A 16,287-nucleotide genomic window follows, 5' to 3' on the forward strand; every position below is an offset into this window, starting at 1 on the left:
TTTTTGTAGCTTGCTACAAACAACATGAGTGCTTGCGCCAAGGGCTGTATCCGGGGATTGATGCGCGCAAGTTCAGAAAAGGAATGACCTCATGCAGAGGAAGACACTGGCGTTACTGACCGCACTGACCTGCTTTTCAGGGACCGTGATGGCGGATGGCATTACTGGCGAAGCGGGCGTGGGGCTGAGTTATCAGCCGCACGATCCCACCGGCAGCCGCTACGAAACGCGGCCGATTCCGTATCTCGATCTGGACTGGGGCGATGTCAGCCTCAGCACCGACGACGGCTTGACCTGGAGCGCGCTGAAAACCAACGGTTTCAGCGCCGGGCCGTACATCAATTACCTGCCCGGGCGTACCGCAAACGGTGAGTTGCGCGGGCTGCGCGATGTACCGGACATGGCCGATGTCGGCGGTTTCGTGCAGTACGCCCCGGCCGATTTCTGGCGGGTGTTTGCTTCGGTCGGCCAGGCCGTCGGCGGTGGCAGCGGGCAGGGCGGCGTGCTCGGGCGGGTTGGCGGCGAGATCGGTTATCCATTGGGTGGCGGGGTCATCGGCAGCAGCAACCTGACCGCACATTTCGCCGATGCACAGGCGACGCAGACGTTCTTCGGCGTCAGCGACAGCGAGTCCCAGGCATCCGGGTTCCGCGCGTACAACGCGGGCGGCGGTTTGCAGAACATGACCCTGACCCAGAGCTTCGAGTTCCCCCTCGCCAGGCACTGGTCGCTGGTCACCAGTGCGAGCTGGATTCACCTGACCCGCTCGGCGGCAGACAGCTCCATTGTCAAAGCGGTGGGGGATAGCAATCAGGGCGAAGTGCAGGCCGCCATTGCCTACAAGTTCGACTGATCGATGCAGGAACTGGCGCATAGCGTCAGTTCTCTTCACCCTCGGCAAGCAATGCTACGCCGGCCATGATCACCGCCACGCCAACCCAGTGCAGCAGACTGATCTGCTCGCCGAGCCCCAGCCACGACCCCAGCAGTACACCGACGAACACCAGTGAACTCAGGGGAAACGCCAGCGACAGACTGCTGCGCCGCAGGATCAGCATCCAGACAAAAAACGCCCCGATGTAGCAGGCAATCGCGAACCACACGCCGGGTGTCACCACGATGTCTTGTAGCCATTTAAGAGTGAAGTCCATATTCCCCAACTGATCGCCGCCGACCTTGGTCGCGATCTGCCCGGCACTTTCCAGAACAATCAGTAATGCCCACAGCACCACCGTGCCCACGCGTCCGTGTAACCAGTGCATGGATTGATTCCTGTCGAGAAGCAGTTCCGTGTCACGCATGGCCGACACACACGAGCATGACGCCCGCCGTAATCACCAGCGTTCCCAGCCAGCGTCGCCGGCTGACGGTTTCGCCGAGGACCAGTTTGCCCGCCAGTACCACACCGCAATAGGCCAGCGCTGCCGCCGGGAACAACAGGCTCAACGGCGCGCGCGACAGTGCATCGATCCAGACGAAAAACTCGATTGCATAGGCACCGATTCCGCACCACAACAGAGGCGCATTGAATACCTGCCCCCAGAACGCTTGCAGGCGAAAGTCGCCCTCAAGTTGCGGCAGGCGATCCAGGCCGAGTTTGAAACAGAGTTGGCCGATCACATCCAGAACAATGGACAGGGCCACCAGCACAATCACCGTGAAGGTCATGGAAACAGCCCTCGCCGGAGTTTCGGGCCGTTATCGAGCAGCCGTGCAATCGGCTTTTGAGCGGTCAGACTGTGGTTGAGATCTAAAATGTTCAAGGTCGCTATTCACCCTTGGCAGCCCTTGCCAGACACCGGCCTCATCGATCATGAGGGCCAGCCGGGCAGGGTTTTCAGGGCAAATGCAAGGGACGGGCCAGCGCTGGAGTCAGGCGTGAATCCGCACCCAGACGCTGACCAGCACGGTCGCGGCAATCAACCACGCGACCGTCGCCACTGCCAGTGAAGCCTCCAGCCGCATGCGGTCGACCATCACGTACAAGGTCGCCAGATAAATGAAATACGGAATGATCGACCACATGCCAAACACGATGGTGGTCTTCAGATCATCCACCGAGCGGGTCTTGCCGACGATGAAGTGGGCGATCAGGGCGAAGGTCGGAAACAGCGGCACCAGCCCGGCGATGTAATAGTTTCTGGTTTTCGACAGCGCGGCGAGGATCACCACCACCGCTGCGCCGAGTGCGGCTTTCAGAATCAGGTCCACAGGGTTCTCGCTTAATGGCTCAAGCCGTACTTTTTCACTTTGTCGAACAGCGTGGTCTTGGCCATACCCAGTTCCAGGCTGGCCTGGGTCAGGTTGCCGCCGCTGCGTTGCAAGGCGTCGACGAGCAAGTTGCGCTCGAAGGCTTCCACCGCTTCGGCAAAGGCCAGGCCCTGGCCGCCACTGCTGGCGCCCGACTTCTTGAACGCCGGCAAGCCGAGGGCGAAGCGTTCGGCGACGTTGCGCAGTTCGCGCACGTTGCCCGGCCAGTCGTGGCTCATCAGGCTCGACAGGGTCTGGTTGTCCAGCTCCGGCAACGAGCGGTCAAAGCGCAGGGCCGATTGCTGGGTGAAGTGCTCGAACAGTTGCAGGATGTCTTCGCGACGTTCGCGCAGCGGCGGCAGCTCCAGAGTCACCACGTTGAGGCGGTAGTACAAATCGCTGCGGAATGCTCCCGCTTTGCTCGACTCGTCGAGGTCGGATTTGGTCGCGGCAATCACCCGGCAATCCACCGCCACGCTCTGGTTTGAACCGAGTCGTTCGAGAGTGCGTTCCTGCAACACCCGCAGCAGTTTGATCTGCAACGGCAGCGGCATGCTTTCCACTTCGTCGAGGAACAGCGTGCCGTTGTCGGCGTGTTCGATCTTGCCGATGCGGCGCTTGCCGGCGCCGGTGAAGGCGTTGGCCTCGTGACCGAAGATTTCACTTTCGAAGAGGTTTTCCGGCAGACCGCCGCAGTTCAGCGCGACGAACTGTTTGCTGTGGCGGCGACTGAAGTCATGCAGGCAGCGGGCAACCAGTTCCTTGCCGGTACCGGTTTCGCCTTCGATCAACACGTTGGCCGAAGTGTCGGCGACGTTGGCAATCAGCTCACGCAGATTCTGCATGGCTGGTGAGCGGCCGATGATCCGCCCTTCAAGGGAATCGCGTTCGGCCAGTTGCCTGCGCAGCGACGAGACTTCGCGCGCGAGACTGCGTTGCTCCAGCGCACGGCGCGCAACATCGACCAGACGTTCCGGCGAGAACGGTTTTTCCATGAAATCGTAGGCGCCTTTCTGCATCGCGCCGACCGCCATGGAGATATCGCCGTGGCCGGTGATCAGCACCACCGGCAGGCTGCGATCACGATCCTTGAGCCGGGTCAGCAACTCCAGGCCATCGATGCCCGGCAGGCGAATGTCGCTGATGACGATTCCGGCAAAGTTGTCACCGACCCGCTCCAGTGCTTCTTCGGCACTGCCGACGCCGATGCAGGGAATGTCTTCGAGGGTCAGCGCCTGTTGGCAGCCGAGCAGCACATGGGGATCGTCTTCGACGATCAGCACACTAAGGTCGTGATTCATATTGGCTCGGCAGGTGTAGGGCTTACCAACGGTAAACTGAGGACGAAGGTGGTGCCACCGCTGGCCGGGTGTTCAACACCCAGATGCCCGCCGGTGGCTGCCGCCAGACTGGCGGACAGAGTCAGGCCGAGGCCCAGGCCCTGTTCGCCGGGTTTGGTGGTGAAGAACGGTTCGAACAAATGCTTGCGCGCCTCGACGTCGACGCCGTGGCCGTTGTCGCGCACCCGCAAGCGATATTTGCCGTTGAATTCTTCACCTTCCAGCCATAACTCGGGCAACGGTTGCGCCTGCATGGCATCGAGAGCGTTACCGATCAGGTTGACCAGAATCTGTTCGAGGCGGGTCTGGTCGATCTGCACTTGCACATCGATGAACTGGCGATGCAGTTGCAGTGAGGTGTTTTCCACGCGCGCGCCAAGCAGTTGCAATGCAGCATCCACGGCTTTGCCGAGACTGGCCTGGCCCTGGTTATCACCGCGACGGGCGAACGAGCGCAGGCTGGCGGTGATCCGGCCCATGCGGTCGATCAGGTCATTGATGGTCTTGAGGTTGGTGCTGGCGATGTCTAGCTGGCCGCGCTCAAGGAAGCGCACGGTATTGCCAGACAAGGTGCGCATCGCCGCCAGTGGCTGGTTCAATTCATGGGCGATGCTGGTCGACATCTGGCCGATGGCCGCGAGTTTGCCGGCCTGCACCAGTTCATCCTGGGCGCGGCGCAGGGTTTCTTCGGCCTGCCGGCGTTCGCGGATCTGACTCTTGAGTCGTTCGTTGCTGGCGCGCAGATCGGTGGTGCGTTCGGTAATCCGACGCTCCAGTTGATTGTTGGCTTCCTGCAAGGCTTCGCGGGCGGCGAGGCGGGTGGCGATGACTTTGCGCCGCTCGTTCCAGGCGATCAGCAGGAAGGCCACAAAGGCAAAAGCGACGGCCACCAGAATCCCCTGATTGATCGCTTCGCGGCGCAGGTCCTGTAAGGGCGTGAGCAGAGTGAAGTTCCATGGCGTGTCGCTCAAGGGGCGAGTCTGCGCCAGATAACTGATGCTCTCGTCATCGGAGGCCAGTTCACTGTTGGCCGGGAAGGTGAGTTTCTCCACGCCTTCGGACAGGGTTTCCCGGGCCAGCGGTTGCAGTTCGTTGAGCGGGAACCAGTAGTACTGCAGGCTGCGGGCAAGTTTTTCCTTGGTGTCTTCGCTCAGCGGAACCACGGACTTGAGGCGCCGGGCCGGATCGCTGGAGAGAATGATGATGCCGTTTTCGTCGCTGACAAAGGCTTCCAGACGTGCGCGTTGCCAGCGTTCTTCCATGGCTTCGAGGCGGACTTTGACCACCGCGACGCCGATGATCTTGCCGTGTTCTTCGAGGCCGTGGGCCAGGTAGTAACCGGGTTCGCCGTTGGTGCTGCCGATCCCGTAGAAACGCCCGGGCTCGCCGCGCACGGCTTTCTGAAAGTAGGCACGGAAGGACAGGTCTTCACCCAGATAGCTGTCGACATCGCGCCAGTTGCTGGTGGCCATTACGCGGCCGGTGGTGTCCATCACGTAGATAGCCCGACTGCGGCTGCGCCGGTTCAGGCCTTCGAGATAGGCGTTGACCGTTTGCCGGTGTTCCGGGCTCGGCTCGGCCAGCAACTGCGGCACACTGGTTTCGAGTTCGAGCAGGCTGGGCAGGTAGGTGTATTTGCTGATCTCGCTTTCGACGGCTCGGGCATTCAGTTCAAGCTGACGCTGGCCGTTTTCGCCGAGATTGCGGATACCGAAGTGTTCACTGGTCCAGAAGCCGACATAACCCAATCCGATCATCAGGGCGATGATCAGTGGCGGCAGGAACAAATGACGGATCAGACGGGGCTTCACGGCAAGTGATGGCGGCGCGGCGCGATAGAGATTGGGGTCGCATTTCATCACAGATGCCTTGGGTCAACCACAACACTTGTTTGTGAATCACCGTTGGTGTGGAGGTGGACTTGTGGCGAGGGGATTTATCCCCGTTCGGCTGCGAAGCAGTCGTCAAACCATTGAATGCGGTTCGACGTTGAAATGCTCGGGGCTGCTTCGCAACCCAGCGGGGATAAATCCCCTCGCCACAGAGTTCAGTGTGTAGCTTTTAGTGCTGCAGGATTTTCTCGAGGAAATGCTGCGCACGTTCGGAGCGGGCGCTGATGTCGCCGAAGAACTCTTCTTTCGGGCAGTCTTCGATGATCTTGCCGGCGTCCATGAAGATCACGCGGTCAGCCACTTTACGGGCGAAGCCCATTTCGTGGGTCACGCACATCATGGTCATGCCTTCGTGGGCCAGTTGCACCATCACGTCGAGCACTTCGTTGACCATCTCCGGGTCGAGCGCCGAAGTCGGTTCGTCGAACAGCATGACGATCGGGTCCATCGCCAGCGCACGGGCAATTGCCACACGCTGTTGCTGACCACCGGACAGTTGCCCCGGATGCTTGTGTGCGTGGGCCGACAGACCGACGCGCTCCAGCAGTTGCAGACCTTTCTTGGTCGCCTCTTCCTTGCTGCGACCCAATACCTTGATCTGCGCGATGGTCAGGTTTTCGGTGATGGTCAGGTGCGGAAACAGTTCGAAATGCTGGAACACCATGCCGACGCGCGAACGCAGTTTCGGCAGGTTGGTCTTCGGGTCGGCAATCGAGGTGCCGTCGACGACGATGTCGCCTTTCTGGAACGGCTCCAGCGCGTTGACGCACTTGATCAGCGTCGATTTGCCCGAGCCCGACGGGCCGCAGACCACGATCACTTCGCCTTTTTTGACGTCGGTGCTGCAATCAGTCAGCACCTGGAAGTCGCCATACCACTTGTTGATGTTCTTGATAGAGATCATACGGCAAACCTTTTTTGCAGACGCTTGACCAGCAGCGAGGCGGAAAAGCTGATGATGAAGTAGACGACGCCGGCGAAGATCAGGAACTCATTGGAGCGGCCGATGATGTCGCCATTGGAGCGGGCGGAGTTGAGGAAATCCACCAGGCCCACGGTGTAAACCAGCGAGGTGTCCTGGAACAGGATGATCGACTGTTGCAGCAGCAACGGGGTCATCTTGCGGAACGCCTGGGGCAGGATGATCAGACGCATGGTCTGGCCGTAAGTCATGCCCATCGCTTGCGCGGCGGCCATCTGGCCCTTGGGGATCGACTGCACGCCGGCCCGGACGATTTCGCAGAAGTACGCGGCTTCGAACATCATGAAGGCCACGACGCAGGAGGTGAACGCACCGATCGGCGTATCTTCGCCGGTGATCCAGCGCAATACGAACGGCACCGCCAGGTAGAACCAGGTGATCACCAGCAGCAGCGGGATCGAGCGGAAGTAGTTCACATAGGCGCCGGCCACACGGGACAGCAATTTGCTGGACGACAGACGCATCAGCGCCAGGATCGTACCGATGATGATCCCGCCGACCACGCCCATGACCATCAACTGCAAGGTCATGACCATGCCGTTCCACAGACCCGGGATGGCGGGGATGATGCCGCTGAAATCGAATTCCATTATTTACCCCCCACGGAGATCAGGCCGGGCACTGCGACTTTCTTCTCGACCAGGCGCATCAGCAACATCAGGCTCATGTTCAGGGTGAAGTAGATCAGCGTGGCCAGGGTGAAGGCTTCAAACAGGTTGGCCGAGAATTCGGCGGTCTGTTTGGTTTGCGCCAGCAATTCCATCAGGCCGATCAGGGACGCCACGGAGGAGTTCTTGAAGACGTTGAGGAATTCCGAGGTAAGCGGCGGAATGATGATCCGGTAGGCCTGGGGCAGCAGCACGTTCCAGTAGATCTGCGGCAGCTTGAAGCCCATCGCACGAGCGGCGGATTCCTGGCCGCGCGGCAGCGCCTGGATGCCGGTGCGTACTTGTTCGCAGACACGGGCAGCGGTGAACAGGCCCAGACACACGACAACGCTCAGGTAGGCCGAGGTGGTCGGGTTGAGGTCTTGTTTGTACCAGTCCTGCAGGTTCTGCGGCAGCATGTCCGGAATCAGGAAGTACCAGATGAACAGTTGCACCAGCAGCGGTACGTTGCGAAACAGTTCCACGTAGCAGGTCGCGATGCCCGATACGAGACGGTTTGGCACCGTGCGCATGACCCCCAGAACGGAGCCCAGCAACAAGGCGACGATCCATGCCACGACAGCGATGGCGATGGTCCAGCCCAAACCGGAGATGTACCAGTCGAGATAAGTCTCGCTGCCCACGCCGGTGGACTTGAAGAACACGCCCCAGTCCCAGTTGTAATTCATTAGGGTCTCCCCTCGAAATCGATCGATGTACAAGCACCCGCTTGGGGAAAGTCCTTTCCCACCCGACGTTGAACGTCAGGCACACGCGATCGGCTCGGAAACCGCCAGGTCGAGTGTTCCAAAAGTGAAGCCAGCAGGTAGTAACAGACGCCTGAGGGAGGGTTGGCTCCCTCAGGAGATAAGGTTAGTCAGAATTTAGATCTTTACGTCCGGAGCCGGCTTGTCGCTCGGGTTCTCGATCAGTTTCTTGACCTGTTCGCTCATCTTGAAGTTCAGGTTGAGGTTTTTTGGCGGGATCGGCTGGGTGAACCACTTGTCGTAGATCTTGTTGATCTCGCCAGATTTGTACAGGCCGACAATGGCGTCATCCACGGCTTTCTTGAAGGCCGGGTCGTCTTTGCGAACCATGCAGGCGTAGGCTTCAAAGGACTGTGGAGTACCGGTAATGATCCAGTCATTTGGCTTCTTGGCCTTGGCTTCTTCACCGGCCAGCAGGGCGTCGTCCATCATGAACGCAACGGCGCGGCCGCTTTCCAGCATCTGGAAGGATTCGCCGTGGTCTTTGGCGGAGATGACGTTCATGCCCATTTGCTTGTCGGCGTTCATCGCTTTGATGATGCGCTCGGACGTGGTGCCAGCGGTGGTCACGACGTTTTTGCCTTTCAGGTCGGCGAAGTCTTTGTAGGACGGGTTGCCGTCCTTGTCTTTCTTGACCAGCAGGCGGGTGCCGATTTCGAACATGTTGACGGTGAAATCAACTTGCTGCGCGCGTTCGGCGTTGTTGGTGGTGGAGCCGCACTCGATGTCCACGGTGCCGTTCTGCACCAGCGGGATACGGGTCTGCGAGGTGACCAGGTTGTACTTGGCCTGCAGATCAGGTTTGTTCAGGTCTTTTTTCAGGGCTTCAACGATGGCCAGCTGAATGTCGTGGGAGTAGCCCACTGGTTTGCCCGAAGCGTCCGCGATGTAGGAAAACGGAATGGAGCTGTCGCGGTGGCCCAGGGTGATGGTGCCGGAGTCGTTGATTTTCTTCAGGGTGCCGGTGAGTTCGGCGGCGAAAACTGGAGTGCTGATCAGAGCAGCAGCGATAGCTGCGCCCAAAATATGGGGAACGATGCGCATCAAATTTTCCTCGAATTGTTTTTTTTATGGAGCCAGTTCGTCGGCCCTTTTGTGCTTCGAATGCCTGACGGCTCCTGAAGTGTTGGCACGGCAGGCATTCGTCGAGAGAGTGTAGAGCATGAGTCGTGCCATACCAGTGGCATACATTCAAAGTGTTGATTTGTAAGGAGATTAAGATTTTGTTGCGGTGTTTTTGCGCTTAACTGATCCGGTTTACCGAATTGACCGCTGGGTCGCGTTCGGAAAACCGAATAGTGAAACCTGTAGGAGTGAGCCTGCTCGCGATGGCGGTACATCAGTCACCAATGATTTGTCTGACCTGGCGCTATCGCGAGCAGGCTCACTCCTACAAGGGACAGTCGTGTGGCCGGCAAATGAAAAAGCCCCTGAATCGTCAAATTCAGGGGCTTTCGTTTAGCCAGTGTAAAAGTCAGGCTGCTTCAATCTTGCTGCGGTTCTGCTCGACCTTGCCCAGATACGCGGCCAGTTTTTCCTGCTCTGGTGGGGTAGTGAACAAGCCCAGTTTGCTGCGGCGCCACAAAATGTCGTGCGCCGTGGTGGCCCATTCTTCGCTGCACAGGTAATCGACTTCACGGGTGTAGAGCCCGCCGCCGAGGTGTTCGCCCATGTCATTCAGGGTTTCCACACCTTCGAGCATGCGCCAGGTGCGGCTGCCGTAGGTGGTGGACCAGCGGCGAGCGATCTCGGTCGGCACGAAGTCGAACTTGTCGCGGATCAATGCGCTCAAGGCCTGCGGCGTGGTCATGTCTTCGCCGCCGGGCAGGGTAGCGCTGGCGGTCCAGCTCGGACGCATCTGGGTAAAGTACGGCATCAGTTGCGCCATCGCCGACTCGGCGAGTTTGCGGTAGGTGGTCAGCTTGCCGCCGAACACCGACAGCAGCGGCGCTTCTTCACCGCCGCCAGACAGCGCGAGGGTGTAATCGCGGGTCACGGCGGATGGGTTGTCGGACTCGTCATTGCACAGCGGACGCACGCCCGAGTAGCTGTGCTGGATTTCGTCGCGGCTGATCTGCTTCTTGAAGTGCGCGTTGACCACTTTCAGCAGGTAATCGGTTTCGCCCTCGGTGATTGCCACTTTCGCCGGATCACCGGTGTACTCACGGTCGGTGGTGCCGATCAGGGTGAAGTGGTTCAGGTACGGAATAGTGAAGACGATGCGCTGATCTTCGTTTTGCAGGATATGCGCGTGATCGCCTTCATACAGCTTCGGCACGATGATGTGGCTGCCCTGAATCAGACGGATGCCGTACGGCGATTCCATCTTCAGGTCATCACGAATGAACTTGGCGACCCACGGGCCAGCGGCGTTCACCAGCGCTTTGGCGGTGATCGAAAACAGGCTGCCGTCGGCGCGTTCGAGGTTCAGATGCCACAGGCCTTTGGCGCGACGAGCGCTGACGCAACGGGTCTGAGTGTGAACGTGGGCGCCTTTTTCACGGGCGGCCATGGCGTTGAGCACCACGAGGCGGGCATCATCGACCCAGCAGTCGGAGTATTCGAAGCCTTTCTTGATTTCGCTTTTCAGCGCGCTGTCGGCACCGAACTTCAGACTCCGTGAGCCAGCGAGTTTTTCGCGCTTGCCGAGGTTGTCATAAAGGAACAGGCCGGCACGGATCATCCACGCCGGGCGCAGGTGCGGACGGTGCGGCAGCACAAAGCGCATCGGCTTGACGATGTGCGGCGCCTTGGCCAGCAGCACTTCACGCTCGGCCAGTGCTTCACGCACCAGACGGAATTCGTAATGTTCGAGATAGCGCAGACCACCGTGAATCAGCTTGCTGCTGGCTGACGAGGTGTGGCTGGCGAGGTCATCCTTTTCGCAAAGGAACACCGAGAGGCCGCGACCGGCGGCATCTGCTGCGATCCCCACGCCATTGATCCCGCCACCGATCACGGCGACATCGTAGACCTCGGAGAGAGGGGGCGTAGGCAAGGTAGAAGTGGGCATCGGCTGGCCTCGGGCTCTTTTGATTTTCATATTGGAAATCGAACATGAATGTTCATTTGCGAAAATGGTAGCCCATAAAGACGCGCACAGCCAGTCGCGTTCGATTGAAAAAACTCATCGAAGGGCGGTTAAAGGAAAATTTTCGAACATTACTGAGGCGGGGGATGCTCTTTGTGGCGAGGGGATTTATCCCCGTCGGGTTGCGAAGCAGCCCCAAAAACAGTCATCGGCGTGTACCTGATACACCACGAGTCATGATTTTACGACTGCTGCGCAGCCGAACGGGGATAAATCCCCTCGCCACAGGGGATCTTCCGGTTAAACGACTTCCAGACGAATCTTGTGCTGGCTCAGCAATTGCGCCAGCGCCGGCACCGGCTGCTGATCAGTCACCAGGCAATCAATCAGGCTGATCGGCCCAAGCCTGATCATCGCGTTACGCCCGAACTTGCTCGAGTCCGCCGCCAGAATCACCTGCCGCGCATTGGCGATGATCGCCTGCGACACTCGCACTTCCTGATAATCGAAGTCGAGCAGGCTGCCGTCCTCGTCGATGCCGCTGATACCGACCAGCGCGAAATCGACCTTGAACTGATTGATGAAGTCCACGCTCGCCTGACCGACCACGCCGCCGTCACGACGCACATTGCCGCCAGTCAGCAGGACATCGAAGTCATCCTTGGCGCTGAGCATCGAGGCGACGTGCAGGTTGTTGGTGATGATTTTCAGATGGTTGTGATTGAGCAGGGCGCGGGCAATCGATTCGGTGGTGGTACCGATATTGATGAACAGCGAGGCGTGATCGGGGATCTGGGCGGCGATGGCTTCACCAATGCGTTGCTTTTCATCGCGCATCTGATCGGCGCGCATCGCATAGGCAGTGTTTTCGACGCTGGAATCATAGGCCGCGCCGCCATGGTAGCGACGCAACAGATTGGCTTCCGCGAGCTGATTGATATCGCGGCGGATGGTTTGCGGGGTAACGACGAACAGCGTAGCCATTTCCTCGATGCTCACATAGCCGCGTTCGCGGACCAGCTCGAGGATTTGCTGCTGACGGGGAGGCAGATTCATGGGGCTTCCTTTGGGCTGCCGTGCAAAATTTGCCCATGATGCCGCAGGAATCCGCTCCCTACCAGTTTCCAGCCTTAGTCAGTCCTCAGACTGGCTTATTCAGCGTCCTCACGCGCCCAGTCACGGGTACGGCTGACGGCTTTTTTCCAGCCTTTATAGAGCTTCTCTTTCTCGACTTCATCCAGGCTCGGTTCGAACTCGCGCTCGATCACTGCCTTGCCACGCAGTTCATCCAGGCTGCCCCAGAAACCGCACGCCAGACCGGCCAGGTACGCTGCGCCGAGGGCGGTGGTTTCGCGCATTTGCGGGCGCTCGACCTGGGTGCCGAGGATGTCGGCCTGGAATTGCATCAGGAAGTTGTTGGCCACTGCGCCGCCGTCTACGCGCAGGGCTTTGAGGCGTTCGCCGGAGTCCTGCTGCATGGCGTCGAGCACGTCACGGGTCTGGTAGGCGATCGATTCCAGCGCGGCGCGAATGATGTGATCCACGCGCACGCCGCGAGTCAGGCCGAACAGAGCGCCACGGGCATACGGGTCCCAGTACGGCGCGCCCAGACCGGTAAATGCCGGCACCAGGTACACGCCGTTGCTGTCCTTGACCTTGTTGGCGAAGTATTCGGTGTCATGGGCGTCGTTGATGATTTTCAGCTCATCACGCAACCACTGCACGGTCGAACCGCCGTTGAATACCGCGCCTTCCAATGCGTAAGCCACTTCGCCGCGTGGGCCGCAAGCGATAGTGGTGAGCATGCCGTGTTGGGATTTCACTGCTTTGTCGCCGGTGTTCATCAGCAGGAAGCAGCCAGTGCCGTAGGTGTTTTTTGCCTGGCCCGGCTCAACGCACATCTGGCCGAACAGCGCGGCCTGCTGGTCACCGGCGATACCGCCGATGGCGATGCCGCTCTTGGTGTGGCCATAGATTTCCGAGGAGGCTTTCACTTCAGGGAGCATTTCGCGCGGGATATCGAGGATCTCCAGCATCTTCGCGTCCCACTCCAGCGAGTGGATGTTGAAGAGCATGGTGCGCGAGGCGTTGGTGTAGTCGGTGACGTGCACCTTGCCGCCAGTGAATTTCCAGATCAGCCAGCTATCAACGGTGCCGAACAGCAGTTCGCCGTTGCGCGCACGTTCGCGGCTGCCTTCGACGTTGTCGAGAATCCACTTCAGTTTGGTGCCGGAGAAGTACGGGTCGGTGACCAGGCCGGTGGTGTCGCTGATGTATTGCTCGTGACCGTCGCGCTTGAGCTGCTGGCAGATCTCGGTGCTGCGGCGGCACTGCCAGACGATCGCGTTGTAGACCGGGCGACCGGTGGTCTTGTCCCAGACCACGGTGGTTTCACGCTGGTTGGTGATACCAATGGCGGCAACCTGATCGTGATGCAGACCGGCCTGGGCCAGTGCTTCAACCATCACCGCGCTCTGGGTGGCGAAGATTTCCATCGGATCGTGTTCGACCCAACCGGCTTGCGGGTAATGCTGGGCAAATTCGCGTTGTGCGGTGCAGACCACGTTCGCGTCGCGGTCGAAAATGATCGCGCGGGAGCTGGTCGTACCCTGATCAAGGGCAATGATGTAGTTCTTATTCTGAATGTCGGTCATGTCGATTGCCTTGGACGAAATAAGGGAGAGTGGGCCGTGGCGCGGGCTCGAAGTGGGCAGGAGCCCGCGCCGACTGTTTCAAGAAGTTCTTGGTTTGCCGTCAATGGCCGGTTCTGCATCCTTTGTAGCAGGTGTGGCGCCGGTCAGGTGACGGGCGATAAGCCCGCGATACCCGGCAGCGCCGAGGCAGGCACCGACAATCGGTGCAAAAATCGGAATCAGGAAATACGGAATGTCGCGGCCACCGGTGAAGGAAATTTCACCCCAGCCTGTGAAGAAAGTCATCAGCTTCGGACCGAAGTCACGCGCCGGGTTCATCGCGAAACCGGTCAGCGGGCCCATCGAACTGCCGATCACGGCAATCAGCAAACCGATCAGCAGCGGTGCCATCGGGCCTTTCGGCAAGCCGTTGTTGTCGTCGGTCAGAGCCATGATCACGCCCATCAGAATCGCGGTGATGATCATCTCGACCAAGAAGGCCTGGGCGGTCGACAGCACTGGATTCGGGAACGTCGAGAACACCGAGGCCAACTCAAGGCTGGCAGCCGAGCCACGAACCATGTGGTGAGTTTGTTCGAAATCGAAGAACAGGTTGCTGTACAGCGTGTAAACCAGCAGCGCGCCGCAGAAGGCGCCGGCAATCTGCGAAAGGATATAGAACGGCAGTTTGCGCTTTTCGAAGTCAGCGAAAATGCTCAAGGCGATGCTCACGGCAGGGTTCAGGTGTGCGCCGGAAACCCCGGCGGTCAAGTAGATCGCCATGCTCACGCCGACGCCCCAGATGATGCTGATTTCCCACAGACCGAAGCTGGCGCCCGCGACTTTGAGCGCAGCGACACAGCCAGTGCCGAAAAAGATCAGGAGTGCAGTACCCAGGAACTCAGCCATGCATTGGCTGGATAGCGATGGTTGTTGTAAAGCAGTTGTCATTGAAAACCTCGGTTTTTGTTGTTGTCTGACGCTTTTGCCTTCAGGGCAAGGCGCGATTTTCGCCGGGGCAGAATCCCCATTCTGTTCCCGGTTTACTGCTGGGTGCTGCTGTAAGGATAATTCTTACATTATTCAGATTCGAAAAAATATAGACAAGAAACAAACCTGTCAAAGGTCGAAAGTGAACCATCAGTCACAATAGAACTATCAGTCGCGTGAATGACCTCACTTCAGATGTTTCCCGCGCTGTATTGAAAAACCGGTAAACCCGCGGAATCATGGGCCGTAATAGAGCCTTTTAGGGTCGGATCGCCTAGAATCCGGCGCAGGATTTTCTGCCATTGCCGAGCCTGGAGCTGCCATGACCCCTGCGTTGGACTTGTTGAAAAAAGTTCGTGCCGAACATCGCGTGCACAGTTACGAACATGACCCCAAGGCTGCGTCATACGGTCTGGAGGCCGCGGAAAAACTGGGACTGGCGCCCGCTCAGGTGTTCAAGACGCTGTTGGCAGCGAGCGAGAAGGGCGAATTACTGGTGGCGGTGGTGCCGGTCGTCGGAACGCTTGACCTCAAAGGACTGGCGCACGCCGCTGGCGTAAAGAAAGTCGAAATGGCCGACCCGGCCGCCGCGCAACGGTCCACCGGTTATTTGTTGGGTGGCATCAGCCCGTTGGGGCAGAAGAAGCGTCTGCGTACTTTCATCGATAACTCGGCCCAGGCTTTTGCCACTATTTATGTCAGTGCCGGCCGACGAGGGCTGGAAGTCGAATTGGCTCCCACAGTGTTGGCTGAGCACACTCATGCACAGTTCGCCGACATCGGGCGTGCCTGACCATCTGAGCTGTATGACGAAAATTCAGCGGTTCTGTCACTGGCGGTGATCAAGTCAGCGCTGCATGCTCTGCCGACGAACCAGGGGAGAAGGTTATGCAGCTTGAGTTTCATCAGGTCGACGCGTTCAGTGATCGGCCATTCAGTGGTAACCCGGCGATTGTCTATCGGCTCGACGCCTGGCTGGCCGATGAGTTGATGCAGAAAATCGCCGCCGAACACAATCTGGCGGAAACCGCGTTTCTGGTACGTGAGGGATCGGTCTGGCATATCCGCTGGTTCACCCCGGCCACCGAAGTGCCGCTGTGCGGGCATGCGACGCTGGCCAGCGCTTACGTGCTGTTCGAAATCTACAAAGAAGCCACCGAGCGTCTGGACTTCATCTGCAAGTCCGGCCCGTTGAGTGTCACTCGTGAAGGCGCGCGCTTGTGGCTGGATTTCCCGGCGATGGAGCCTGCGGCAATCGACATGACCCCGGATATCGAACGCGCGCTGGGTGTGCGGGCGGTGGAGATACTGGGGGCCAACAAGTTGTTCGTGGTGCTGGAATCCGAGCAAGCAGTGCTCGACTGCAAGCCGGACATGGTCGCGCTGGCCAAGCTGCCTTGGCCGGGTGTCATCATCACTGCACAGGGCAATCAGCATGATTTTGTCTCACGCTTTTTTGCTCCCGCCATTGGTATCAACGAAGACGCGGTTACTGGTTCGGCGCATTGCAGCCTGATTCCGTACTGGGCGAAACGCTTGGACAAAACCAGCCTGAGCGCTTATCAGCGTTCGCAGCGGGGCGGGGAGTTGTTCTGTCGGCTGGAGGGTGATCGGGTGAAGATTGGCGGGAATGCGACCCTCGTTGCGAGTGGCACACTAGTTCTTGGCTTATAACCCAGAACCAACTGTGGGAGCGAGCTTGCTCGCGAATGCGGTGAATCAGTCGCCATCATCGTTGACTGAGACGCCGCTTTC

At 59.1% G+C, this 16,287-nt stretch carries 16 protein-coding genes; 3 read left to right on the top strand and 13 right to left on the bottom strand.

The window, feature by feature from the left end; genetic code table 11:
• Nucleotides 1–91: 91 nt before the first annotated feature.
• Nucleotides 92–853: a MipA/OmpV family protein gene (locus ACTWLJ_RS13030; RefSeq protein WP_445181096.1), complete on the top strand. Its 762-nt coding sequence runs from the start codon at nucleotides 92–94 to the stop codon at nucleotides 851–853.
• A gap of 25 nt (nucleotides 854–878) precedes the next feature.
• Here the strand turns inward: ACTWLJ_RS13030 and ACTWLJ_RS13035 are convergent, their stop codons facing one another.
• From ACTWLJ_RS13035 to ACTWLJ_RS13095, 13 genes are all read right to left on the bottom strand, one after another.
• The gene (locus ACTWLJ_RS13035) at nucleotides 879–1,262 is read right to left on the bottom strand and encodes a transporter (RefSeq protein WP_445181097.1); all 384 of its coding nucleotides are present in this window, start codon (nucleotides 1,260–1,262) and stop codon (nucleotides 879–881) included.
• A gap of 31 nt (nucleotides 1,263–1,293) precedes the next feature.
• A complete protein-coding gene (locus tag ACTWLJ_RS13040) occupies nucleotides 1,294–1,668 on the bottom strand; it encodes a transporter (protein WP_445181098.1) in 375 nt (124 codons plus the stop codon).
• Nucleotides 1,669–1,872: 204 nt separating this feature from the next.
• Nucleotides 1,873–2,202 carry a GlpM family protein gene (locus ACTWLJ_RS13045; protein WP_401215081.1) on the bottom strand — a complete coding sequence of 110 codons (330 nt, stop codon included), beginning with the start codon at nucleotides 2,200–2,202 and terminating at the stop codon, nucleotides 1,873–1,875.
• 20 nt (nucleotides 2,203–2,222) lie between these two features.
• Nucleotides 2,223–3,551 (bottom strand): sigma-54-dependent transcriptional regulator, encoded by a 1,329-nt coding sequence (locus ACTWLJ_RS13050; RefSeq protein ID WP_445181099.1) that lies wholly within the window; start codon nucleotides 3,549–3,551, stop codon nucleotides 2,223–2,225.
• Nucleotides 3,548–5,449, bottom strand: a complete 1,902-nt coding sequence (locus ACTWLJ_RS13055; protein WP_445181100.1) for a sensor histidine kinase — start codon at nucleotides 5,447–5,449, stop codon at nucleotides 3,548–3,550. The genes ACTWLJ_RS13050 and ACTWLJ_RS13055 overlap by 4 nt, the downstream gene beginning before the upstream one ends.
• Nucleotides 5,450–5,651: 202 nt before the next feature.
• The gene (locus ACTWLJ_RS13060) at nucleotides 5,652–6,386 is read right to left on the bottom strand and encodes an amino acid ABC transporter ATP-binding protein (protein ID WP_049709764.1); all 735 of its coding nucleotides are present in this window, start codon (nucleotides 6,384–6,386) and stop codon (nucleotides 5,652–5,654) included.
• Nucleotides 6,383–7,054 carry an amino acid ABC transporter permease gene (locus ACTWLJ_RS13065; protein ID WP_445181101.1) on the bottom strand — a complete coding sequence of 224 codons (672 nt, stop codon included), beginning with the start codon at nucleotides 7,052–7,054 and terminating at the stop codon, nucleotides 6,383–6,385. The genes ACTWLJ_RS13060 and ACTWLJ_RS13065 overlap by 4 nt, the downstream gene beginning before the upstream one ends.
• Nucleotides 7,054–7,800, bottom strand: a complete 747-nt coding sequence (locus tag ACTWLJ_RS13070; RefSeq protein WP_445181102.1) for an amino acid ABC transporter permease — start codon at nucleotides 7,798–7,800, stop codon at nucleotides 7,054–7,056. The genes ACTWLJ_RS13065 and ACTWLJ_RS13070 overlap by 1 nt, the downstream gene beginning before the upstream one ends.
• Before the next feature lie 195 nt (nucleotides 7,801–7,995).
• Nucleotides 7,996–8,922, bottom strand: a complete 927-nt coding sequence (locus ACTWLJ_RS13075) for a glutamate/aspartate ABC transporter substrate-binding protein (RefSeq protein ID WP_401215042.1) — start codon at nucleotides 8,920–8,922, stop codon at nucleotides 7,996–7,998.
• 430 nt (nucleotides 8,923–9,352) lie between these two features.
• A complete protein-coding gene (gene glpD / locus ACTWLJ_RS13080; protein ID WP_445181103.1) occupies nucleotides 9,353–10,891 on the bottom strand; it encodes a glycerol-3-phosphate dehydrogenase in 1,539 nt (512 codons plus the stop codon).
• 318 nt (nucleotides 10,892–11,209) lie between these two features.
• Entirely contained in the window at nucleotides 11,210–11,965 is a 756-nt protein-coding gene (locus ACTWLJ_RS13085; protein WP_007916700.1) for a DeoR/GlpR family transcriptional regulator, read from the bottom strand.
• A gap of 95 nt (nucleotides 11,966–12,060) precedes the next feature.
• Nucleotides 12,061–13,563 carry a glycerol kinase GlpK gene (gene glpK / locus ACTWLJ_RS13090; protein ID WP_401215047.1) on the bottom strand — a complete coding sequence of 501 codons (1,503 nt, stop codon included), beginning with the start codon at nucleotides 13,561–13,563 and terminating at the stop codon, nucleotides 12,061–12,063.
• Between the two features lie 78 nt (nucleotides 13,564–13,641).
• Nucleotides 13,642–14,493 (bottom strand): MIP/aquaporin family protein, encoded by an 852-nt coding sequence (locus tag ACTWLJ_RS13095; protein ID WP_445181104.1) that lies wholly within the window; start codon nucleotides 14,491–14,493, stop codon nucleotides 13,642–13,644.
• Between the two features lie 361 nt (nucleotides 14,494–14,854).
• On the opposite strand from ACTWLJ_RS13095, the gene ybaK reads away from it, so the two are divergent.
• Both ybaK and ACTWLJ_RS13105 read left to right on the top strand, forming a co-directional pair.
• Complete coding sequence (gene ybaK / locus ACTWLJ_RS13100) at nucleotides 14,855–15,325, top strand: Cys-tRNA(Pro) deacylase (protein WP_445181105.1); 471 nt, start codon at nucleotides 14,855–14,857, stop codon at nucleotides 15,323–15,325.
• A 95-nt stretch (nucleotides 15,326–15,420) separates the two neighbouring features.
• The gene (locus ACTWLJ_RS13105) at nucleotides 15,421–16,206 is read left to right on the top strand and encodes a PhzF family phenazine biosynthesis protein (protein ID WP_445181106.1); all 786 of its coding nucleotides are present in this window, start codon (nucleotides 15,421–15,423) and stop codon (nucleotides 16,204–16,206) included.
• Nucleotides 16,207–16,287: the final 81 nt, after the last annotated feature.

It is taken from the genome of Pseudomonas sp. McL0111 (genome assembly GCF_052567255.1).